Genomic DNA, 22201 nt, shown 5'->3' on the forward strand with positions numbered 1-22201 from the left:
CACACGAAGCCGCTGGATGCGAATCCAGCGGCTTTTTCTTTTGGAGCTTTGAATGCCAACAGCATCTGTGCAGACGTCTGCACAAACATCCAACCGCAAGCGTCTGGACGACGGCGCGGCGCTGGGGCCGCAGCGGCGTTTCCTGTCGTTGCGTTCGCAGGACGCGCCGGCACTGGACGAAGAGGCCCGCACGCTGGTGCTGACCTTCTCCAGCGAGTTGCCGGTCGAGCGTTGGTTCGGCATGGAGATTCTGTCGCACGAACCTGGTGCGGCTGATCTGTCCCGCCTGAACGATGGGGCGCCGCTGCTGTTCAACCACAACCCCGATGACGTGATCGGTGTGGTTGAGTCGGCCACCATCGGCGCCGACAAGCGCGGCCACGCGGTTGTGCGCTTCGCCAAGACGGCGCGCGGCGACGAAATGATGGGCATGGTGCAGGACAACATTCTGCGCAATGTCTCCTTCATGTACGACCCCGAGTATTACGTGCTCGAAACCGACAGCCCGAACGGCTACAGCGACAACGACACGTACACCGCCCCGCGTTGGCTGGCGTACGAGATTTCCCTCGTCACCATCCCGGCCGATCCGACCGTCGGCGTCGGTCGCTCTGCAGCTGCCGGCGAAGGCCGGACCTTGCGCGTCGAAACCCGCGTGCGCAGCACCGAACCCAGCAACACCACCACTACCACCCCGGCACCCGCCGTAATTGTTGAGGACAACACCATGAAGAAGAAACACATCCTGATGAACCAAGCCGGCGCCGATGTGGCGCCCGCCGGCGGCGCCGGCGCATCGACCGTTATCCACCTGACGCAAGACCAGATGCGTATCGCCGAGCGTGAGCGCCAGACCGCCATCCGCGCGCTGGGCGACAAGTGGAAAAACACCGATCTGGCCATGCTGCTGATCGAGGGCGGCACCAGCATCGAGGGCGCCCGTTCGGCGTTCCTGGAAGCGCTGGAAAACGACTCGAAGAAGCAGACCCCGGCGGCCGGCGCGCGCGTCGACATGAGCGAGAAAGAGCGCCGCAGCTACTCCATGCTGCGCGGCATGCAGGCGCTGCACTCGAAGGAATGGAAGGCGGCGGGCTTCGAGCGCGAGGTGTCGAACGAGATCGCGCGCCAGCTGGGCCGCAATCCATCGGCCGAGGGCATGTTCCTGCCGTCCGATCTGCCGTTCGCGCCCGATCAGGCACACCAGCGTGCGTTCTCGCTGATCTCCGGCCAAAGCCGCATGAACTCGCAAATGCGCTCCGCGTTCTCGGTTGGTGCGGGCGCCACCGGCGGCAACCTGGTTGCCACCGAACTGCTGTCGGACAGCTTCATCGAAGTGCTGCGCAACGCGATGGTGACGCCGGTGCTGGGCGCGCGCTTCCTGTCCGGCCTGGTGGGCAACATTGACATCCCGCGCCAGATCAGCGCGTCGCAGACGTCGTGGGTGGGCGAATTGACCGCCGGCGCCGAGTCCGAGGCGACCTTCGACAAGGTGCAGCTGCGTCCTAAGAACCTGACCAGCTGGGGCATCATCTCCCGCATGATGATGATGCAGGCCACGCCGGCAATCGAAATGCTGGCCCGTGTCGACCTCATCGCACAAATGGCCCTGGCGCTGGACTTGGCGGCCATCTCCGGTAACGGCGCTGGCGGCTCCCCGACCGGCATCGTCAACCAGGCCGGCGTGCTGTCGGTCGTTGGTGGCGCCAATGGCAAGAACGTCGACTTTGACGACATCATCAAGCTGTACACGGCGCCGCGCGTTGCCAATGCCTCGCAGAACTCGATGGCGTTCGCCATGAACAGCAAGGTGATCGGCTACCTGGCGTCGCTGAAGGCCACCACCGGCACCTACCTGTGGGACCCGCAGGGCGGCCTGACGGCCGGCTCGCCGGATCGCATCAAGGGCAAGCCGTACGGCGAGTCGCAGCAGCTGCGCAGCACCCTGACGAAGGGCACCTCGGCGGGCATCTGCTCCGAGATCATCTACGGCAACTGGCTGGAGCTGCTGATCGCCGAATGGGGCGCTATCGAAGTTGCCATCAACCCATACGACTCGACGCTGTTCAAGTCGGGCGACGTGGTGCTGCGCGCCATCCAGACCGCCGACATCGGCGTGCGCCACGGCGCTTCGTTCTCGGTGATGTCGGATGCGCTGACCCCTGGCTTCTAAGCCGCAGTTTTCTTAATTCGTGGGCGGCACCCAACACCGCCCACATCATCATCGTTAGGAGTTACCCATGAAATTTATCGTTCGCGCAGGTTTTGTCGTCCATGACCGCAAAGTTGTCGAGATCGGCGGCCAGCCGCAAGTGCAGGAATCGAGCTACTACGAAGGCCAGGAGGCCGACTTTGACGAGGCGACGGCTGCGCTGCACGCGCACAAGCTGGAGCCAGTTTGCAAGAAGGCTGACGCCTACCTCACCGCGAAGTTCCCGCTGCCGGTCGCGCCGGCGGCGGGCGCTGTCATCGACTACGCGCTGCTGGCTCAAGCCATCGTCGCGGCGCAGGCCATGGCCGCCGCCAATGCACCGTCGGCGGCCTGACCATGAAGACCTACACCATCAAGCCAGGCTTCTCGTTCCGCCTCGATGATGCCGGCACCATGCGCGGCGCCGGCGAGCGCATCGAGCTGGCCGACGACGTTGCCAAGCTGCATGCGGAAAAAATCGACCTGGTCGAGGAGGGCGCCGAACAGACGGCCGCGCCAGCTGCGGCTGAACCGGAGTAGCCGTGTTCAAGGAAGACCTTGACGTTTTCCTGCGCGAGTTTGGCGTGCCGTGCCTGGTGACAGGTCGGCCCGACGTCCCATTCCTCGGCATTCCCGAACAGCCGGATGTCGAGGTGCGCGTCGGCGGCTTCAATTCGAAGTCGACCATGTACGCGGTGCTGGTGAAGACCAGCATCGTGAGCGCGCTGGAAGTCAAATTCGGCACGGCCTTAACGGTCGACAGCGTGGCGTACACCGTCCGGGAGTGCGAGCAACTGGACGACGGCGCCTTTTCCCAAATCAACATGTCCAAGGTATGAGCACTGAATCAGTCTGTAACCGAATCATCAGCCGCATGGTCGATGCGTTGATGAACGCCACCGGCGCCGCCGACCGCGTGTATGAGACGCGGGAGGCGGCATTCGCCCGCAACGAAATGCCTTGCATCGTAGTCGCACAGCCGGAGGACGAGGACACGAGAGCCATGTCCGCCGGCGTGGACGAAAACACGGTGCTCATCACCGTCAGCGTGCTGGTGCGGGCCGAGCCTTGGCGCACCGTCGCCGACACCATCGCCGTTGACGTGCATCGCATCCTGAAGCGCGACGTGCAGCTGCAGGCGATGGTAGTCGACATCCGCAAGCAGGGTCGGAAGTGGGAGGGCGAAGAGGCCGACCAGACAGCCGGCTGCGACAGCATCACCTACCGTCTGATTTACCTGTCCAGTTCGGACGACATCACTACAACCATCTAACAATCGAAAGACTATCAACATGGCACGTCATTTTGGCTCCGGCATCCTGTGGGCAACCCCCATTCAGGACGCGCTGGGCAACGCAATCGCGAACCCGACGCCGTTCCAGTTCGGCATCCTGCAGGACATCGGCATCGACGCCTCGTATGAAGAAAAGCTGCTGTACGGCTCGAATACGTTCCCGGTGGACAGTGGCCGAGGCAAGGGCAAGATCGGCCTGAAGGCCAAATTCGCCAATATCAACATCCTGCCATTCACTGCGGCTTTCTTCGGTCAGTCGGCAGTCAACGGCCTGATCACCACCGTCAACGACGGCGTCGGCGTCGCCGCTGCCGCTACTGTAACCGTCGCGCCTCCTGGCGGCGCTACCTATTTCGCCAACCTGGGCGTGCGCAGCGACGCCAACGGTACGCCGATGATCCGTGTGGCCAGCGCGCCCACCACCGGCCAGTACACCTGCGACGGCGTCGGCGGCTACACCTTCGCGGCAGCCGATGTGGGCAAGACCGTCTTCATCGACTATCAGCACATGACGGCGGCCGCCGGCAAGCTGCTGACCGTCACCAACCTGCCGATGGGCCTCAACCCGACGATCAGCCTGGACATGTCGATGGCGCGCAACGGCAAGGTGCTGACGCTGAAGTTCCCGAAAGTCACCAGCTCCAAGTTGTCGATGTCGACCAAGCAGGAAGACTTCATGGTTCCCGAACTGGACATGAGCGCCTACGCCGACGACAACGGCGTGGTGTGGAAGTGGAGCGCATCCGAATGAGCGCTATCAAAGTACCTGGAAAGAGCCTTACGCTGGCTGGTCAGGAGCTGGTCCTGGCGCCGCTCAATGCGGCGGCCGTCAAGCAGTACCGCGACGAAATCAAGGGCGTTTTCGTGGGCGACATGCCGGACATCGAGCTGGTGGCCAAGCTGGCGCATGCGAGCCTGACGCGCAACTACCCCGCGATGACGCTGGCCGAGGTCGAGGACATCATCGACTACGGCAACCTGTTCGAAGTGTGGGAAGAGCTGATGAACTTGTCCGGCCTGGTGGCGCAGGCGGGAAAAATGATGCGGCGGGTGCAGGATCAGATGGCGGCGACTGGTTTGAAGATGCAATCGCCCACATAGTCGCCAGCACCGGCTGCACGCCGCAGCAGGCATGGACGGAGTGGGACATCCCTTCGATTGTGTCGATGAACAAATACTGGCGGCAACATCCGCCAGTTCACTTGCTGATTGCAGCACAAGTGGGCTATCAGGCCCCTGTCGAGGAAGAAGACAAGGAGCTGACGGCTGACGATTTAATGGGAATGTTCCCGATGCCCGCCTAACCGGCGGGCTTTTTTTTGAGGTGCGTATGTCCGGTGCGGATAAGACAGTTGACTATGCGGTCACAGCGGACCCGTCCGGCTTCACCGCCGGCGTCGAGAAGGCCGCCGCAGACGCTAAAAAGGCGGCAAAGGATATTCAGGGAAGTTTCGAGGCCATGCAGTCCCACATGGGGCAGCTGACTGGCGCCTTGGGTTCTGTGACCAAGCTGTTCGGATCGCTGACCACGCTGATTGCCGGCGGCTCGGCTTTCAAGGCGGTGATCAGCGAGTCGAACGCCTGGACTGGCGAGGCGAAGAAGCTGTCGACCCAGCTGGGCATCACCACGGAGCGCGCCAGCGTAATGATGGTGGCGACGCGGCACATGGGAATGGATTCGGAGGTGGTGACGCTGGCGGCCGGAAAGATGGCCAAGCAGATCGCCACCAACAGCCAGGCGTATGACAAGCTGGGTGTGAGCGTCAAGGATGCGTCGGGCCAGTATCGGCCGACGCTGGACATCATGGGCGAGGTCAACGCCAAGCTCAAGGAAATCAAGAACCCTATCGAGCAAAACATCGCCGGCACGCAGATTTACGGTAAGTCGTGGAACGAGGTGCGCGGCACAATGAAGCTGACCACCGAGGAGATCAAGGCGGCCGAGCAAAAGACGAAAGACCTGGGCCTGGTGGTCGGCGAGGAAGGCGTGGCCAACGCCAGGAAGTACAAGGAGTCGATCAACGACATGAAGCTGGTTATGACCTCCCTGGAGGTTCAGGCCGGCAACGCAGTCTTGCCCGCCTTCGTGCGGCTCGGCTCTTGGATGAGCGGTGTCGGCCCCGTCGCCGGCAAGGCGCTGGGCATGACGCTGGAGTCGCTGGGCGAAATCTGTTCTATGGTTGGCGACTTGGCGGTCGACCTGTGGAATACCTGGCGCGACAGCTTCAGCCAGATCGGCGAGCTGTTCGCTGATGCCCTCGGAACGAAAGCGCCGAGCGCGATGGAATTCTTCGGCAACTGCCTGAAGGTGATCGAGATCGCCGTGTTGGGTTGGAAGCTGACCGTGCAGACCGTCATCGAAATTGTTGTGGGATATCTGGATTACCTCGTAACCAGCATCATGCGGATGGCCCGCACCGCCGACCGCGCGCTGCACGGCGACTTCGCCGGCGCGAAAAAGGCATGGGAGACGGGCACGGCGGCATTGGAGGAAGTCCAGCGCAAGCACTTCGACAAGCTGGTCAAGATCGCGCGCGATGGCAAAGACAAGCTCGACGCCATCATCAACCGTGCGCCATCGAACGGCCCGGAAATCAAGGACAAGGAGATCAAGGGCGGCCCGACGTATGACTTCAGCCCGGAGAAGGATGACAAGGCCAAGAGCCGCATCCACGAATGGGACGCCAAACTGGCGGCCGACAAGGACAGCTACGCCAAGGCGCAGGCCATCGCCGGGACCGCCATGGAATACAGCCAGGCCATGGAACGGGACTACTGGAAGAGAATCCTGGATACGACTCGGATGTCGAAGGAGGAGAAGGCGCAAGTCGAGCGCAAGTATTACGCGTCGATGGCGGCCATCCGCAAGGACGACTTCGAGAACGAGATCGCCGGCGAGAAGTTGAAGCTGGAGACGTTCAAGAATAACCACCTGGAACGCCTTGCCATCGCCAACCGCATGTACGAGGAGAACGTCGCGCGGTTCGGCGCCGAGGCCAAGGAATCGAAGGCGGCGCTGGCCGAGGTCTACAAGGAGCAGCGCGCCTTCGCCGATCAGACCATCGCTGTGAATCGTGCGATGGCCGAGGCGCGGCGCAACGCCGAGCTGTCGGCCATCGATGCAGCTCAGCAGGATGCGGAGCAGCAGCTGGCGCTGCGCCGGATCACGGTCGACCAGATGCTGGAGCTGGAGCGGGGCTTCGAGGCCAAGCGCTACCAGATTCGCATGCAGGCCCTGATCGAGCAGGAAGCCATGATGCACGGCCCCGACGAGGACCCCATCGCGCTGCAGCAAATCCACGCTCAAATCGAGGCCGCCGAACAGCAGCACCAGGCCAAGATGACCGCGATCAAGAACAAGGCCACGCTGGAGCAGAACAAGTCGGTGCAGGGGCTTTACTCGAACATGCAATCGGGGCTGGCCAACGTCATCGCCGGCACCGCCAAGGGCACCATGACCATTTCTCAGGGGCTGAAGGGCCTGATGCAATCGGTAACGGGTTCCGTGATCGACATGCTGGCGCAGACGGCGGCGCAGTGGCTGATGAACCTGGTTCTGACCGAGACGGGATCGAAGGCGATGGCGGTCAGCGAAATCTCCGCCAACGCCGGCATCGCCGGCGCCGCCGCCACCGCGTCGGCCGCAGCGATTCCGCTGATCGGCTGGGCGATGGCGCCGGAGGCTGGTCTGGCCGCGTCGGCCGCCGCGATGGCGTACATGCCGATGGCGTCGGCCCGCAACGGCTTCGACATCCCGGCCGGTGTGAACCCGATCACGCAGCTGCACGAGAAGGAGATGGTTCTGCCGGCGGCGCAGGCGGACGCGGTGCGCAGCATGGCCGACGGCGGCGCCGCCGCCGGGCAGACGATCAACTATCACGATTATTCGGGCAAGTTGTCGCAGGACGAGATCCGGCGCAATGCCCGCGTCATCGCCAAGGTTCTACAGGATCACGCAAAAAAATCATGAGTAACCTTCAATTTCCAACCCTGCCAGGCGTGATGTGGAAGTCCACATGGACGCCTGTATTTCGCACCCGAGTGCAGGCGGCCGTCAGCGGCAAGGAGTACCGGGCATCGCTGATGGCCAACCCGATCTACAACCTGACGCTGTCGTTCGAGTTTCTACGTGGCGGCAGCAAGCAGGAACTGCAGCAGCTGGTGGGCTTCTATCTGGCCCGTCGCGGCGCATTCGACAACTTCCTTTACAGGATGGACGACGACTGCGCCGTGGTCGACCAGCAGATCGGCATCGCCGACGCGGCCACGAAGTCGTTTCAGTTGGTCCGGGCGTTCGGCTCCGAATTCATGGAGCCAGTGCAGAACGTCGACGTCATCACCGCCATCAAGGTCAACGGGGTGGTGCAAGCGCCGGCATCCTATGCGGTGTCCGCGACCGGCATGGTGACGTTCGGTGCGGCGCCTGGCGCCGGCCCGATCACCTGGACCGGCAGCTACTTTTACCGGGCGCGGTTTGCCGACGATGAGCAGAACTTCGACCGCTTTATGAAAAATCTGTGGGAGGCCAAGACGGTCAACCTCGTTTCCAGTTTGGGGACTCGTATATGAGAACTGCTACTCCTCGCCTGCAGGCGATCCTTGCCAGCGCCATGTTCGTCAAATGCAACCTGTTCACGATGACGCTGTCCAATGGCCTCGTCTATTGTTGGACCGATGCGGATGTCGACATCGTTGCGGCTGGCCAGGTGTACGACAGCCACGGGCCGAGCATTCAAGGGGCAAAGTACAACCTGGTGCGCGGCATGCAGGTCAGCACGCTGGACCTGCAAGTGGTGGTTGCCCCGACCGACGTCATCGCCGGCGTGCCCTGGTTCCTTGCGGCGCGTTCCGGGGCGCTCAAGAACGCCGAAGTGGTGATCGCGAAGGCGTTCATGCCGGCCTGGGGGCAGCCTGCGGAGACGCTGGGCATCTTCCGGGGCTACGTGAACGAGAGCAGCATCGGCCAGCAGCAAGTTGTCCTCAGCGTGGTATCGGACAGCAATCGCCTCAATACGCAGGTTCCGCGCTCGATCTTCCAGGCCGGATGCATGCGAACGCTCTACGACTCAGGCTGCGGCGTGCAGCGCGACGCCTACAGCTTCAATTCCGCGGTGACCGCAGCGCCGAACCGCTACTCGTTCTCGTCCGGCTTGGCGCAGTCGGAGAACTACTTCGCGCTGGGGGAGCTGTACTTCACCAGCGGGGCGAACTCCGGCGTGCGGCGCGCCGTGAAATCGTTCAAGGCCGGCGTGATCGAGCTGTCCTACCCGCTGGTGTTCGACCTGGCGCCGGGGGACACGTTTCTGGTGCGCGCCGGCTGCGACCGCACGCGCGGCGACAACGGGTGCGGCAAGTTCGCCAATGTTGCCAATTTCAAGGGGACGCCGTATATCCCGCCGCCGGAGGTGTCGGTATGACCCCGCAGGACCGCCAGAACGTCGTCAGCGAGGCGATCACCTGGCTCAATACCCCGTACCACCACCAAGCCGCGTTGAAGGGCGTAGGCGTCGATTGCGTGATGCTGATGATCGAGGTGTACCGGAAATGCGGCTTGGTGTCGGCGGACGTCGACCCCCGCCCTTACGCGCACGACTGGCACATGCACCGCAGCGAGGAAGTGTACCTCGGCGGTGTCGAGCTGCTGGCCGCTCCGGTCGACGTGCCGCAGCCAGGCGATATCGCGCTGTTCCAGTTCGGCCGGTGCGTGAGCCACGGCGCCATCGTCACGCAGTGGCCGATGGTGATCCACGCGTACATCGAGCATGGCGCCGTGGTGTTGACGGACATAAGCAAGAGCGCGGCATTGACATCGAGGTTGCGCGGGTTTTTCTCATTAAAGGTATAGCATGGGCGGACTTTTCAAGGGCCACAGCGTAGACAGCAGCGCACCGATCATTTCTTCGATCCAGCTGCAAACATCGAGCTTCGGGCGGCCGATCACCTGGATTTTCGGCCGGCAGCGCGTGGCGCCGAACCTGATCCAATACGACGACTTCACGGCCATACCGCACACGACGACCCAAAAAACGGGCAAGGGCGGTGGCGGTAGCACCAGCAACACCGACTATACCTACACCGTGGCCGCCATCATGGCGCTCGGCTCCGGCACGCTCGACAGCATCGGCAAGGTATGGAAGGACAAGGAGCACACGACCCTCGCGGAGCTGAAGTTCGACTTCTACAGCGGCGACGCGGTGCAGAGTCCTTATCCTTATTTCGTCACGAAGCACCCGGATCGGGCGCTGTCTTATCGCGGCATCGGCTACGTGGCCAGTGGCGCGTATGACCTGGGATCGCGCGCGACGTTCGGCAACCACACTTTCGAGGTGCAGGCGCGCGGCAGCATCGCGTCAAAGCATCCGGGGGCCAATGTGCCCGACGCGGAGCTGGCCGACGTTGTCGCGGCGCTCTTGACCGATAGCGAGCAGGGTGTCGGCCTCGATCCGGCGACGCTGGGCGACATGTCGGCCTTTCGTAGTTTCTGCCTGGCGAACGGACTGTGGGCCAGTCCGGCCTACACCGAACAACGGGGCGCTTACGAGTACATCAAGACCTTGTTGACCATCGGCTTTTCCGATTGCGTCTACTCCGGCGGAAAATTCAAGATCGTGCCGTACTCCGATGTGCCGGTGGCGGGGCCGCTGGCCACCTATCAGCCAACCATCGCACCGGTGTGCGACCTGGGCGTGGACGACTTCATCGCGGACACCAGCACCGATGTGGTACGCATCTCGCAGAAGTCCGCCGAGGAGTCTTATAACCACGTCCGCGTGCGTTTCTCCGACCGCGCCAACGACTACAACGACAACATCGCGGAGAGCAAGGACGACGCTGATATCGAGCAGCACGGCTTGCGCTCGAAGGACGTTGTCGACATGAAGGAGATCGCCGACGCCAGCGTCGCGCAAAAAGTGGCCGACTACCTGCTGCATCGGGCGCTGTACATCCTCAATACCTACGAATTCCGCTTGCCTTGGAAATACGTGCTGCTGGAGCCGATGGACGTCGTCACCCTGACGTACGCACCGGAGTTCCTGGACGGCACGCCGGTGCTGATCACGGAGGTGTCGGAGGACGACGACGGGCTGCTGACCATCAGGGCCGAGGACTACCCGATTGGAAGCAACCGCCACGCTTCGCAGCCGGTCCCCGATATCGGTAGCAACGCGCCGAACTACGCGGTGGCGCCGGGCGACGCAAACGCGCCGGTATTGTTCGAACCGCCGGCGAAGCTGACCGACAACCAATCGCAGCTTTGGATGGCCACGTCGGGCGGCAAGGACTGGGGCGGCGCTGTCGTGTGGGCGTCGACGGACAACAAGACGTATCAGCGCATCGGCGCTGTGCGGTCGAAGGCCCGCCACGGCGTGCTGACGGCTGCGCTGCCGGTCGGCGCTCCGATCGACACCGCGAACTTGATGGGGGTCAACCTGAGCGTGTCGGCCGGCGAGCTTGGGGGCGCGAGCCAGTCCAACGCGCGTGACTTGCTGACGACGTCCTATGTCGGCGGCGAGTACATCGCTTATGCCGACGAGACGCTGCAAGGAGCCAACGCCTACCGGCTGTCTTACCTGGTGCGTGGCGCGTATGGATCGGACATCAAGGCCCATAGTGCCGGCAGCCCGTTCGTGTTCCTCGACGAAGCAGTGTTTCGATATGCCTTTCCGAATGAATGGGTGGGTAAGACGCTGTATGTGAAGCTGGCCAGCTTCAATCAGTTTGGCGGTGCGATGCAGGACTTGTCGGCGGTGCAGGCCTACTCCTACACGCTGCAAGGCGCGAGCGTGACTGCGGCCACCTATCTGACGACGATTCCGCGTGTGTTCGGGATACAGGTCGATTGGGGCGTTCCGCCGGCGAGTGCCGGGAATCTGGCGTGTACCGAGTTATGGGCCGCCGCCGGTCCTGACTTGGGCAGCGCATCGAAGGTCGACTCGTTCGCCGCACCGCAGAACTCGCACACGATCACCGGCCTGAGTGCGGGGGCGACGATGTATTTCTGGGTGCGTTTTGTGGATCGCATGGGTAACGCCGGCGCGTTCTTTCCTGCAGGCGCCGGCGTCAAAGGCCAGTCAAGCACCGACGCGGATGAAATCCTAAGCTACCTGGTTGGCCAGATCGGGAAGACGCAACTGGGGAAGGATGTCTTGAAGCCCATCGAGGATGCGGAGGCGCTTCTCGGTCCCGTTTGGGACAAGATCAACGCCTTGTTGCACGGGACAAAAGACGACGACCTGGCCGCGACACAGCTGCTGGGCCTTATCAGCGCGGACAAGGCGCTATCCGACGCCAAGACGCGGCTGACAACGACAATCGGCAGCGTGGCCGCGAAGGTAGATCAGGAAAAGGAGGAGCGAACCACAGCCACGGAAGCGATGGCCGCGCGAGTGGACAGCGTGGCGGCGACAACTGCAGGCAACACCGCGCTTATCCTGCAGGAGCAAGTGGCTCGTACGACGGCGGTTAGCGCCGTCGCGTCGACGCTGTCGGTCGTCGCGGCCAACGTCGGCAGCAATACCGCCGCCATTCAGTCGGAGCAGACAGCCAGGGCGAGTGCCGAGTCGGCCATCGCCTCGCGCATAGACAGCGTGATTGCGACCACCGGCCAGAACACGGCCGCCATCCTTTCGGAGCAGACAGCGCGGGCGAACGCCGACGGCGCGCTGTCGACGCGGATCGATGCGGTTGTCGCTCAGTCGAACGGCAACAATGCCGCGATTATCAGCGAACAGACGGCGCGCACCAACGCCGATGGAGCGCTTGCCAGTCGGATCGACACGGTGACGGCGACCGCGAGCGGTGCAAGCGCGTCGGCGCAGTCAGCTAACACTGCCGTGGCCAATACGAACGGCAAGCTGTCCGCTATGTCGACCATCAAGACGCAGGTGACGGCGAACGGCCGCACGTACTTGGCCTCGATTGGGGTGGGGGTGGAAAACGATAATGGCATCGTCGAGTCACAAATCCTGCTGAACGCAAAGCGGGTTGCAATCATCGACGATACCGGTAACGCCCTGATTGCGCCCTTCGTGGTGCAGGGCGGTCAGGTGTTCATCAACCAGGCGATCATCGGTACGGCGTGGATCAAAAGCGCCAACATCGATGTCGCGGCGGTAGGCACGCTGACCATTGCGGGCAATGCCGTGACGACGATGTTGTCCGGGCAGGGCAACGGCAGCGTGCAGCTCAACTTCACCGCATACGGCGCGCCCGTCTATCTGGCTGCATCTGGTGTCGGGAGTTGGGGCGCTGGCGGCGATCCCGTCAACGGGAAAGTTGTCGTGTCCATTACTCGCAATGGTGCTGCAATTGCGTCAGTCGAGTCGACTGGATACGTTCCTGCAGGCACGCCGTTGAATTTGACGGCGACGACTATCTTTATCGATCATCCACCGGCAGGGAATCATGTCTATGGCTACACCGTCGTGCGTCGGCAGGATAGTTTAGGGGATATGCCTGGTGGGCTTATTAACGTGGCACTTTTGGAGACGCGCCGATGAAGAGTTACATTATTTTTGACAGCTCGGGGCGCATCGTCCAAACCGGCATGGTGCCGGCGGCGATGTTCGACCTGCAGGGTGAACCGGAGAAGGGGCGGTTCGTTATGGAGGGCAGTGCAGACGTCTGCACAAACTATGTGGTTGGGGGTATGGTCGTCCCTCGCCCGGTCTGCCCCGCGCAGCTTTCGACGGCCAACCTCAAGGCCGATGGCGTGGAGGAGGCCGTGCTCTGGCAGGTTCCTGCCGGGGCATGCGTCAGCGTAGAGGGGCCGCTGGCGATGTCGGGTACGGCGGACGGCAGCAACATCCGCCTGACCTTCTCCAAGCCTGGTGATTACCTGGTGCGCGTCGAACTGTTCCCATTCCAGACATTGGAGGTGTCGATTCATGCGGCTTGACCTTCATCCCTTCGCGTCGGTGGAGGCATCGCGCAGCTGGGCGCGCGCGGAGATCGATACGGCCGCCGGCGCCGCGCGTGCGCGCTTCATCACCACCACGCCCGGTCAGGATGCGGCCTATCGCGCCAAGTATGAGGAAGCCAAGGCTTTCATCGCCGCCGGCTACTCTGCGGCGGGCTTGGCAATTCCCTGGATCGAGGCGGAGTCGTCAGCGGCCGGCATAACGGTGCAAGCGGCGGCCGACCGCATAAAGGAGCGCGGCGACGTATGGAGCCTGGTCCTCGGGCCGCGCATCGAGGCGTTGCGCGTCGGCGGCAAGGCGCAGCTGACGGAGTTGGCGACGGTTGCAGCAGTGGTGCAGACCGCGCGCGCGGTGATCGAGCAGCTGGGCGCCATCGATGGTGATAGCGCCGGCAAGTAAGAAAATTTTCTACTCAACCTGGGCCGCCTTGGAGCGGCCTTTTTTTCGTCTAAGGGATTTCTATGGGTTGGTACAAAAGTGGGACTGTCAATCTGGTGCATGGCCTGGCGCAGGTCGTCGGGGTCGGAACGGACTTTGTCAGCTATGTGACCTCCGGCGCTATTTTTTGTGCGCCGGACGGCCAGATTTACGAGGTCGACCGTGTGGAAAGCGCGACCTCGCTCTACCTGGTCAAGCAGTACGCCGGCGTGACCGTCGCCGGCTCGCCTTACGCGATTGCGCCGACGCAGTCGTATATCGCCGACCTTGGCCGGCAGGCGGCAAATTTGCTCAACACCTTTAGCGCGTTCCGCGACGACTACGTGGCCGGCAAGCTGGTTGGCGCCGGCCTGGGAGTGAAAGGGATACTGGGAAGCGTAGCGGAGCTGCCGGCGTCCGGCATGGACGGCGACGCATATCTGATCGACGGTAGCCTCTATGTGTGGGCCAAGGCCGTGACAGGATGGCGCGGCGGCTCGATCCGTGGCCCGAAGGGCGACGTCGGCGATGTGAACCCGGTCAACATCGCGGCGGCGGCGTCAGCGCAAGATGGCAAGACGCAGGCTGCAGCGAGTGCGGCGCAGGCGCTCGACAGCAAAGGCGCGGCCGCACAGTCCGCGACGAACGCGGCGACCGACAGGGCTGCGGCGCAAGCTGCTGCTACTACCGCGACCGGAGCGGCGACGACCGCGACCAATGCGGCGACGGCTGCAGGCAATTCGGCGACCGCAGCGGCCACCAGCGCGACAAACTCCGCCGGATCGGCATCGACGGCCAGCACGGCCGCCGCGTCGCTGGTCGCGGCGCTGGCCAGCTTCAAGGCGCGCTTCGTCGGTGAATTCGCCTCCGATCCCGCGCTCGACGGTAACGGGCACGCGCTGATGGAGGGAGCCGAATACTTCAACACGACCACCGACAAGCTGCGCATCTACTCCAACGGGCAATGGCACGACTATGACGAGACAGCGCAATCGGCCACATCGAATGCGCTTATCAGCGCCGCGAACGCCGCCAGTTCCGCAGCAAACGCGGTGCTGAGCGCGACGGCCGCCGGCAACGCGCAAACCGCTACGGCGACGCTGCTGCAGCAGGCAACCGACCAGGCCAGCGCGGCGGCCGGCAGCGCGACCACCGCATCGACGCAGGCCGGCATCGCCACGACGAAGGCGCAGGCGGCCAAGAATTCTGCGGATGCCGCCGCGCTGTCGGCCCAACAGGCTGCGGCCGGCCAGGTTGCCGTCGATTGGAACGCGACGCAGGGCATAACGGCCATCCAGAACAAACCGACGATCCCGTCGACGCCGGCGGGCGTGGGGCTGAGCCACGTCGACAACACCGCCGACGTCGACAAGCCGGTGTCGACCGCGCAGGCGGCCGCGCTGGCGACAAAGGCCGACTTGGCGTATGTGAAGAGCGCGCTGGGCGGCGATGCGAACTACGCGGCGACAAACGCCGCTGCCCTGGCGGCCAGGTTGCGTATTGACATACCGACTCAGGGATTGACGCCGCAGGAGCAGGCGAATGCCGCTGCAAATCTCGGCCTCGACGCGCACATCACGGCGCAAGTCAACGCGCAGTTGGGATCGTTGACCGCACTTATTTATGCAGGACTTTAAGGAGAAAATATGTCAAGTAGCAGTCTTATTGATTTTCGCAATCAGTTTCTCGCAACAACGCAGGCCAGGCTGCAAGCGATTGACCTCACCAACGCGGACAACAACGGGCTGATCGTCGCCGCTGCGATCCTGCGTAGCTACGACTCGGTGAATAAGTTCGACGTCATCGGGCCGGACGCGATCACGCCGCTGTCGCTGATGTCCGGTGCCGATCTGGAGCAGTACCTCGCTGATCCGTCCGGCCGTCAAAGTTACGAGGCGATCTTATCGGTTCCTGAAGCTTTGCGGGCGCTGCTGGGCAGCGCTTCAGCGATGGCAGCTGTAGCCGGTAGCTCGACGGCTACCAATGCAATGGCCGCCAACACGAACTCCCTTGCCGGCGCCGTGTCCAGCGTGACCGCTATGGCGGCATTCGCTGCCAATGCCGCCGCCATGATCAATCTGTTCGCCAGCATGCCCGCAACAACGGCCATCGCTGGTAGTGCGACCGCCATGAACGCCATCGCCAATAGTAGCGTCGCCATGACCGTGCTGATGGCTAGTTCGGCATGGTCTGTCGTCATGGCGAACTCGGCTGCTGTGACTATCATCGCAAACAACTCGCCGGCGATGATCCAGATTGGCGGGAACGCCAATGCAATTGCAAATATTGCGGCCAGTTCGGTTGCGATGCCCTTGGTTGCGGCGAATGCAACCACGATGGGCGCGCTCGTCACAAGCGCTACGGCGATGGGGGCGTTTGCTGCAAATGCGACAGCGATGTCCGCTATTACCGCGAGCGCCACGGCGATGTCTCTGGTCGTGGCGAGTTCCATCGCCATGGGGGCGATAGTTTCCACTGTGCCTGGTGCAACGGCGCTGGCCGCCAGTACCGTTGCAATGAATGCGATTGCAGCCCGCCCGACCGCGATTACGAGTGTGGCTTCCAATACGACCGCCTGGAATGCAGTGCTGGCGTCGACCTCGGCGCTTACCATTGTGCTTGGTAGTAGCGTCGCTATGGGAGCAGTCGCCAATGTGGCCAGTGCCGTGGCGGCCCTGTTTTGGCCGACTGCCTGGGCGGCGGTTCTGGCCAGTAGCGTTGCGTTGGGCGCCCTGATGGCAAATAGCACCGGATGGGCTACGGTTAACAGCAACACCGGCGCATTTGCCACCCTTGCGGCAAACGGAACCGCTTGGGGGACTGTGCTGGCAAGTAGCGCCGCGATGGCGGTTGTCGCTGCCAGCGCTACATCGATGACGGCCGTCGCGACGACGCCGAGCTGCTTACCGGCGCTTCGGGTTTCGGCCATCGGGATTGCCGCGATCAATGCGTCGGCAACTGCGTTGAATGCGATGTATGCAGCGGCCACTAAATTTACGACAACGGCCTCAACTTGGACGAGTACAACCGTTGTTTCCGGCAATGCGCTACTTGTTCGAATCTCGACGAAAGGGAATTCCGGGGCTGGCTCCGAAGGCTCAATAGCTCAGACGGTGAAGATCAATAACGTGCTGTTCAACACCACGACAACGACTGGCACCGCAGGGTACAACATCACCAGCCGTGCTGCCAACCCCTATGTACAGGATAACGCGCTTCGACCTTTGAATAACACCACTGTTACCTGCAATGTCTACGACGCAGTGGAATTCGCTTACTTAATGGCATAAGGAAATCATGTTAAGAATTATTTTTGACGCTGTAACCCGTCGGGGAATCGGACATATCGACGGCGAGGCCACTTTCTCTGGCGCCGGCTTTTGCATCGACGCTGCAACGCTGCCGCCATCCATCGATCTTGGTGATATCGCCAGCATGTCCTTAGAACCTGATGGCGTCACGGTCGTACAGGACCGTGGCGCGTTTCTGAACCAGGTCAAGTTGGCGCGCATCGCCCGTGTGAAGGGGGAGGCTGCAACGATGGTGGCCGCTCTGGACTGGAAGCTGAACAGGGCGCGCGAACGTGAGACGGCCGGCTGGGGCACGCTTGCAGACATCGACGCGGTGCTGGCCGAGCGTGAGGCTATCCGCCAGTCGAGCGATGCTGCAGAGCAGGCCATCATGCAGATGTCCGATGTGTCGACGGTGCTGTCGGCCAGCTGGAGCATCACGGTGAGCGTAAAGCCGCCTCGGCGCCTGACGCACACCCAGTTCCTCGCTCGCTTCACCGATGCCGAGGCCGCTGCTGTGCTGGTCGCGTCCGAGGCAAGTCCTGCGCTGAAACTGTTCTGGCAAAAGATGACGATGGCCGACTGGATCAATCTGGACGATCCCGCGACGCAGGCCGGCATCAACGCACTGGAGATCGCCGGCCTGCTTGCTCATGGTCGCGGAGGGGCGGTGTTGGCCTAGTTGACAGGTCTGGATGCGCTGAACAGATCCCCTTTTACTCAACCCGCTTCGGCGGGTTTTTTTATTCCCATTAGCGCAATGAACATCACACAAGAAACGGTCACAGGGGTGGCGGCGAAGGCCACCACCAAAGCGGCCCCGCCGGCGGTCGTGGCGGGTTTGAACTGGTACGGCATCACCTTGCCGGAGCTGGTGCAACTGCTGTCCTTGATCTGGCTGTTAATCCTGATCGTGGACAAGGTCTGGGCGCTCTGGCGCCAGTGGAAAAAGTCTGGAGGCACCGATGAATCCCTCTAACAAGTTTGGCCTGACCTTGGTCAGCGCGGCGCTGCTGGCCGCGCTTGGATCGCTGGAGGGCACGCGGTACGTGCCATACGAGGATATCGTCAACGTGTGGACCGTTTGCCAGGGATACGCCGGCAAGGACGTCATCCGCAACAAGGTGTACACGCCGGCGGAGTGCAGGCAACTGGCTGAGACGCAGCTCGCGGCCAAGGGGGCGGAGGTGTTGCGCTGCGCGGCCGTGCCGATCTCGCAGAACGAGTACGACGCCTACACGCTGTTCTCGTACAACGTCGGTTCGTCCGCGTTCTGCGGCTCCTCGGTGGTCAAGAAGCTGAAGGCGGGCGACCACGTCGGCGCCTGCAACGGGCTGCTGGCCTGGGACATGGCCGGCGGCAAACACGTACCTGGTTTGCGCAAGCGCCGGGAGTTTGAGCGCCGTATCTGCCTCGGTGAGACGCCGCTGGCCAGCGCTGCCGGCGTGGTGCGCTACGACTGGGAGGTGACAGATGCTTGATCGCTTCAAGGGCGTGCTGCTCCCCTTGTGGGCGCGCTGGCTGGCATTGCTGCTGATCGCCGCCGTGCTGTTGTGCCTGGGAGAAATGGATGGCCAGCGCCGAGCTGGCCAGCGTCATATCGACTACGTCACGGCGCAGGCCGCGCGCACCGTCACCATCGGCAAGGCGCAAACGAAGGTCGTGGTGCAGACGGAAATCAAGTACCGCGACCGTATCCAAAAAATCTATTTGAAGGGAGATGTGATTGAAAAGCAAGTGCCTATCTATGTTACGCGCGATGACGATGCTGCTTATGGCGTCAATGTTGGCTTCGTGCGCGAGTACAACGCCGCCTGGTCAGGTGACGATCCCGGACCTGCCGCCGAGTCTGACCGAGAACCCGCCGGCGTTCCGCTATCTACCGTTGCCGAGGTCGACGCGCACAACGCCACCAGTTGCCGCGCCTGGCGTGAGCAAGCCCTCGGCGTGAGAGAGTTGTATCAGAGGCTCCAAGACGCTACCAATTATCCTATCCGGTAGCGGTGCAGACGTCTGCACTACCTTAACTTTGAGGTGTTCCTGTATCCACCGGGCCGAATATTTGAGTGTAGATATTCGGCTCTTTAGGCCTCATTTCTTCCCTGTGCCAAGCTGCTACCATTTTCGCAATTGAAATAATTAGGCGATTGCGGTTTCGAGTATTCAGAGTGTCGGGCGTATCTGTAGATGTAGGAAAAATATTGAGTGTAGACAAGTTTCTGCAATAATCGCTAATTGGAGCGCTATCGAAACTTGCGTGTAGTGGGTGGTGCGCGAAGTGGTTTCTTATCTTTGCTATTAAATGCAAATCGTCTCTTGTCTCTTTGCTCACCAACTTGAAAGCATAGGCTATCCTGATTCGTTGGTTAAACGTCGCCAACGGGCCATCAGACTCGAAGAGTTTATCGCTTCCATCTTCTACCATAAAAATATTTAGATATCTCGCTAAAAGATTTTCGATAAGACTTCCCGCTAAGACGGCTGCGGCCCTATCACTCTCCGAGTGGAAGCTTTGCAAGCTTATGTGGTAATCATTGATATTTAATTTAGTAGGTTTCATAGCATTCTCCAAGCGGAAAAAAAAGCCCGCTAGGCGGGCTTTTGATAGATACAACAGTCTAGACCGCTTGTAGCTCGAAACGTTTACCCAATGAGGCAAGCGCGTCCGCCACTCTATCAATTTTTGTAGTGTGGTGAAGATCAATAATGCGAGTAACTTCCTGCGGAGCAGTATTCATTTGTCGTGCGAGATCAGATGGTCGAATTCGTTGCGCAACCATCTCATTAAGTAGAAGAACCTTAGCCGCAATACTAAGTGGAAGTTCAATACACCGATCTTCAGGTTGACGAGCTGACGGCGCAGGAACAGGCCTACGATCCTCGAAATAAAAATCCATGGCAGTAATTAATGCATCGTGTGCCATTTCAAGAGCTTCTTCTTCAGTATCGCCTTGCGTAATCGCTTCTGGGATATCTCTAAAGGTTACGACAAAGCCGCCGGATTCATCTGGTGCGAAAGTCGCTGGATATAACATGATTTTCCTCGATTCTAACAATTCTATAAGATATTGTGGACAACTAATTAGTCGTCGGTAGGTATAAACAATTTTAATAATCACTTATAACTTTTAGTTATCAACTATCTCTGATAACTTGCTATTAACTTCTTTGTCAATAACCATTTCTAAAAAAAACGGGCTCTGCCCGGTACTCTGCTGCTGAGGGTCTGATCTTAGCGAGTCGTTTAAGCAAACCCCTTTCGGGGCTTGCTCTCACTTTAGTTGTAATGCCTTTTTTACCCCGTCTACCAGTGGCTGTTTAAGCTCCTTCGCTGGATGTCTTGGTAGGATGGTTTGCTTGCCGTTTGCATAAAGTTTGAGGTGTTTTTTACCATTCTCTACCCGCACGCCTTGCTCTTTCAGCCATCTTAGGAACTCGCTTTGTTTCACATTCAGACCTCTCTGTGTTGTTAAGGTGATGAGACTATAATCAAAATTGTTTATAAAAGCAAGCAAAATTGCGTATTTTTGTAAGCAATTTTGATTATTCATGTGGTTTGGTGGTGGCGTTCGAGAGCGCGGAGTTGTACACTGTGTTTATGTACAGTGAGACTCGATCCTACACGGCGCCTGGAGGTTGCGCCATGACAGAGCAGCCGGCCGGCCAGCGGGTAGCTGTGCTAATGCTGCGCACGCGGGGTACAAAGCTGTCTAAGGCGGCGTTGGCGGCAGCGGAACCGTTGATAGGTTTTATCCGGCGGGTTGTGGGATATGGCGCAGGTTCTGGGATGGCCTACCGCACACATAGTATTTTGGAATTAAAGAGCGATAGGTGGTCGCTTGGAGTTTTGGCGCAACTAAATAACCCCAGTTTGGTGGACTGGAACGAAGACGGAGTGATCTACGAAGGTTGGGTGTTAGAGCCTGAGCCGGACGGTAAAATCCAACAAGTCGTGCAGTTGTGGTGGATTCGGAACTTGGATGCCATGCCGGCGAAGCCGGAGATTGTCGGCGGAAGGACATGACGTCCAATTATTGGGCTGCGGAAAATCGTTTCCGCAAGCTGTTCTGTTACCCAATAGAATCAATGGGTTAGAAACGCGATTTCTGAGGTGGTTGCGGAAATAAAATTGACTTAAGCTTTTGATTTTTAATGGGAAATTCAAAGACTTGAAAACTGCCGACGGTGTGAGCCGTTCGTGAGTTCGAATCTCACCGCTTCCGCCAAAAAATACAAAAACCGCCCACTGGGCGGTTTTTGCATTTTTGGACGGAAGCGGTGAGATTCGAAGGGCTGGGCTTGCAAGCCCAGCCCTCTCCGAATCGTCCGATCATTGGGCGCAAAGCGCCCTGCGGTTTTATAGTGTCCCCACTCTTGCCTTTTTAAACAAAGGAGGTTGTGATGACGAAGACGATGACTGTGTCTGAGCATGCAGACGGCGTGTTGGCTCAACCATTTGCAAAGTCGACGACAGCGTTCCGGGTCGTGCGCGCCCTGCGGGATCTGTTTTCATCTGTGATCTCGTCGCCGGGCCCGGGAGAATGAACCACTGCAACGCACATAGTTTGCGCTCCACGCTGTAAATCTATGCTTTGGGCCGGTAGTGCAACGTCGAGCGCCAGGCACAAATTATATGCATAAATAACAACGGCAAATCGATCAATTTGTCGTTTGTCCGCATACTGTTGCAATCTTGATTCGACTACTGTCTTCACAAAATAACCACATGGAGGAAAATACAATTTAGCTGTATTACTGGTATTTGACGAATACCTGCTATGCGGGTAACCTGCTAATATTCCTTCTGCGGGTAAAATGCCGGAGACATCCCATGAAACAAATTCTGTCGCTCGCCAAACAGCTAGGGCTGCTACTTCAGTCGGCGCGAAAGACCACAGGGCTTACGCAGACGGAGCTCGCGCAACGCCTGGGTATCAGCCAAAGTCGCATCTCGGCGATGGAGCTGGACCCGGGATCGATCAACGTCGAGCAGCTGCTGGCCTTGCTAGCAGCACTGAACTACGAGCTGCTGGTGCAGCCGAAAAACACCGATGCCGAAGTGCGTGGATCAGCCACGCCGGATTGGTAAGCC

General features: G+C 60.6%; 26 protein-coding genes. 23 read left to right on the top strand and 3 right to left on the bottom strand.

Going from position 1 to position 22201, the window contains the following annotated elements; genetic code table 11:
• Positions 1-52 precede the first annotated feature (52 nt).
• The 21 genes from AC07WS_RS13900 to AC07WS_RS14000 all read left to right on the top strand — a co-directional run bounded on the left by AC07WS_RS13900 (position 53) and on the right by AC07WS_RS14000 (position 19110).
• The gene (locus tag AC07WS_RS13900; RefSeq protein ID WP_494729651.1) at positions 53-2170 is read left to right on the top strand and encodes a phage major capsid protein; all 2118 of its coding nucleotides are present in this window, start codon (positions 53-55) and stop codon (positions 2168-2170) included.
• 67 nt (positions 2171-2237) lie between these two features.
• Positions 2238-2543 (top strand): hypothetical protein, encoded by a 306-nt coding sequence (locus AC07WS_RS13905; protein ID WP_494729652.1) that lies wholly within the window; start codon positions 2238-2240, stop codon positions 2541-2543.
• A gap of 2 nt (positions 2544-2545) precedes the next feature.
• Positions 2546-2728 carry a hypothetical protein gene (locus tag AC07WS_RS13910; RefSeq protein WP_494729653.1) on the top strand — a complete coding sequence of 61 codons (183 nt, stop codon included), beginning with the start codon at positions 2546-2548 and terminating at the stop codon, positions 2726-2728.
• A gap of 2 nt (positions 2729-2730) precedes the next feature.
• On the top strand, positions 2731-3027 hold the full coding sequence (locus AC07WS_RS13915; RefSeq protein WP_494729654.1) for a head-tail joining protein: 297 nt from the start codon (positions 2731-2733) through the stop codon (positions 3025-3027).
• Positions 3024-3461 carry a hypothetical protein gene (locus AC07WS_RS13920; protein ID WP_494729655.1) on the top strand — a complete coding sequence of 146 codons (438 nt, stop codon included), beginning with the start codon at positions 3024-3026 and terminating at the stop codon, positions 3459-3461. Before AC07WS_RS13915 ends, AC07WS_RS13920 begins: the two co-directional genes overlap by 4 nt.
• Positions 3462-3480: 19 nt before the next feature.
• A complete protein-coding gene (locus AC07WS_RS13925) occupies positions 3481-4233 on the top strand; it encodes a hypothetical protein (protein WP_494729656.1) in 753 nt (250 codons plus the stop codon).
• Positions 4230-4583 carry a hypothetical protein gene (locus AC07WS_RS13930; RefSeq protein ID WP_494729657.1) on the top strand — a complete coding sequence of 118 codons (354 nt, stop codon included), beginning with the start codon at positions 4230-4232 and terminating at the stop codon, positions 4581-4583. The genes AC07WS_RS13925 and AC07WS_RS13930 overlap by 4 nt, the downstream gene beginning before the upstream one ends.
• Positions 4584-4648: 65 nt before the next feature.
• Complete coding sequence (locus AC07WS_RS13935; RefSeq protein ID WP_494729658.1) at positions 4649-4786, top strand: hypothetical protein; 138 nt, start codon at positions 4649-4651, stop codon at positions 4784-4786.
• Positions 4787-4953: 167 nt separating this feature from the next.
• A complete protein-coding gene (locus tag AC07WS_RS13940; RefSeq protein WP_494729659.1) occupies positions 4954-7452 on the top strand; it encodes a phage tail tape measure protein in 2499 nt (832 codons plus the stop codon).
• Positions 7449-8051 (top strand): DUF2460 domain-containing protein, encoded by a 603-nt coding sequence (locus tag AC07WS_RS13945; protein ID WP_494729660.1) that lies wholly within the window; start codon positions 7449-7451, stop codon positions 8049-8051. The genes AC07WS_RS13940 and AC07WS_RS13945 overlap by 4 nt, the downstream gene beginning before the upstream one ends.
• The gene (locus AC07WS_RS13950; protein WP_494729661.1) at positions 8048-8899 is read left to right on the top strand and encodes a phage/gene transfer agent baseplate hub protein; all 852 of its coding nucleotides are present in this window, start codon (positions 8048-8050) and stop codon (positions 8897-8899) included. Before AC07WS_RS13945 ends, AC07WS_RS13950 begins: the two co-directional genes overlap by 4 nt.
• Positions 8896-9327 (top strand): C40 family peptidase, encoded by a 432-nt coding sequence (locus tag AC07WS_RS13955; RefSeq protein ID WP_494729662.1) that lies wholly within the window; start codon positions 8896-8898, stop codon positions 9325-9327. Before AC07WS_RS13950 ends, AC07WS_RS13955 begins: the two co-directional genes overlap by 4 nt.
• Before the next feature lies 1 nt (position 9328).
• Entirely contained in the window at positions 9329-12982 is a 3654-nt protein-coding gene (locus tag AC07WS_RS13960) for a phage tail protein (RefSeq protein ID WP_494729663.1), read from the top strand.
• Complete coding sequence (locus AC07WS_RS13965; protein ID WP_494729664.1) at positions 12979-13380, top strand: hypothetical protein; 402 nt, start codon at positions 12979-12981, stop codon at positions 13378-13380. Before AC07WS_RS13960 ends, AC07WS_RS13965 begins: the two co-directional genes overlap by 4 nt.
• Positions 13370-13801, top strand: coding sequence for a hypothetical protein (locus AC07WS_RS13970; RefSeq protein WP_494729665.1), 432 nt, complete (start codon positions 13370-13372; stop codon positions 13799-13801). Before AC07WS_RS13965 ends, AC07WS_RS13970 begins: the two co-directional genes overlap by 11 nt.
• A gap of 62 nt (positions 13802-13863) precedes the next feature.
• Positions 13864-15456: a hypothetical protein gene (locus AC07WS_RS13975; RefSeq protein WP_494729666.1), complete on the top strand. Its 1593-nt coding sequence runs from the start codon at positions 13864-13866 to the stop codon at positions 15454-15456.
• 9 nt (positions 15457-15465) lie between these two features.
• A complete protein-coding gene (locus AC07WS_RS13980; RefSeq protein WP_494729667.1) occupies positions 15466-17109 on the top strand; it encodes a hypothetical protein in 1644 nt (547 codons plus the stop codon).
• A gap of 7 nt (positions 17110-17116) precedes the next feature.
• The gene (locus tag AC07WS_RS13985) at positions 17117-17791 is read left to right on the top strand and encodes a hypothetical protein (RefSeq protein WP_494729668.1); all 675 of its coding nucleotides are present in this window, start codon (positions 17117-17119) and stop codon (positions 17789-17791) included.
• Between the two features lie 78 nt (positions 17792-17869).
• On the top strand, positions 17870-18088 hold the full coding sequence (locus tag AC07WS_RS13990) for a hypothetical protein (protein WP_494729669.1): 219 nt from the start codon (positions 17870-17872) through the stop codon (positions 18086-18088).
• Positions 18075-18590 carry a lysozyme gene (locus tag AC07WS_RS13995; RefSeq protein WP_494729670.1) on the top strand — a complete coding sequence of 172 codons (516 nt, stop codon included), beginning with the start codon at positions 18075-18077 and terminating at the stop codon, positions 18588-18590. Before AC07WS_RS13990 ends, AC07WS_RS13995 begins: the two co-directional genes overlap by 14 nt.
• Positions 18583-19110 carry a hypothetical protein gene (locus AC07WS_RS14000; RefSeq protein WP_494729671.1) on the top strand — a complete coding sequence of 176 codons (528 nt, stop codon included), beginning with the start codon at positions 18583-18585 and terminating at the stop codon, positions 19108-19110. The genes AC07WS_RS13995 and AC07WS_RS14000 overlap by 8 nt, the downstream gene beginning before the upstream one ends.
• Before the next feature lie 22 nt (positions 19111-19132).
• Here the strand turns inward: AC07WS_RS14000 and AC07WS_RS14005 are convergent, their stop codons facing one another.
• The 3 genes from AC07WS_RS14005 to AC07WS_RS14015 form a co-directional block, all read right to left on the bottom strand.
• Positions 19133-19669 carry an MltR family transcriptional regulator gene (locus AC07WS_RS14005; RefSeq protein WP_494729672.1) on the bottom strand — a complete coding sequence of 179 codons (537 nt, stop codon included), beginning with the start codon at positions 19667-19669 and terminating at the stop codon, positions 19133-19135.
• 58 nt (positions 19670-19727) lie between these two features.
• Positions 19728-20144: a type II toxin-antitoxin system HicB family antitoxin gene (locus tag AC07WS_RS14010; protein WP_494729673.1), complete on the bottom strand. Its 417-nt coding sequence runs from the start codon at positions 20142-20144 to the stop codon at positions 19728-19730.
• A 237-nt stretch (positions 20145-20381) separates the two neighbouring features.
• The gene (locus tag AC07WS_RS14015) at positions 20382-20660 is read right to left on the bottom strand and encodes a type II toxin-antitoxin system HicA family toxin (protein ID WP_494729674.1); all 279 of its coding nucleotides are present in this window, start codon (positions 20658-20660) and stop codon (positions 20382-20384) included.
• A gap of 92 nt (positions 20661-20752) precedes the next feature.
• Here AC07WS_RS14015 and AC07WS_RS14020 point away from each other — a divergent pair, with 92 nt between their 5' ends.
• Both AC07WS_RS14020 and AC07WS_RS14025 read left to right on the top strand, forming a co-directional pair.
• Positions 20753-21133: a hypothetical protein gene (locus AC07WS_RS14020; protein ID WP_494729675.1), complete on the top strand. Its 381-nt coding sequence runs from the start codon at positions 20753-20755 to the stop codon at positions 21131-21133.
• An 807-nt stretch (positions 21134-21940) separates the two neighbouring features.
• Entirely contained in the window at positions 21941-22198 is a 258-nt protein-coding gene (locus AC07WS_RS14025; protein ID WP_494729676.1) for a helix-turn-helix domain-containing protein, read from the top strand.
• The last annotated feature ends 3 nt before the right edge of the window (positions 22199-22201 follow it).

Source organism: Duganella sp. GW821-FHT01E12 (assembly GCF_059422325.1).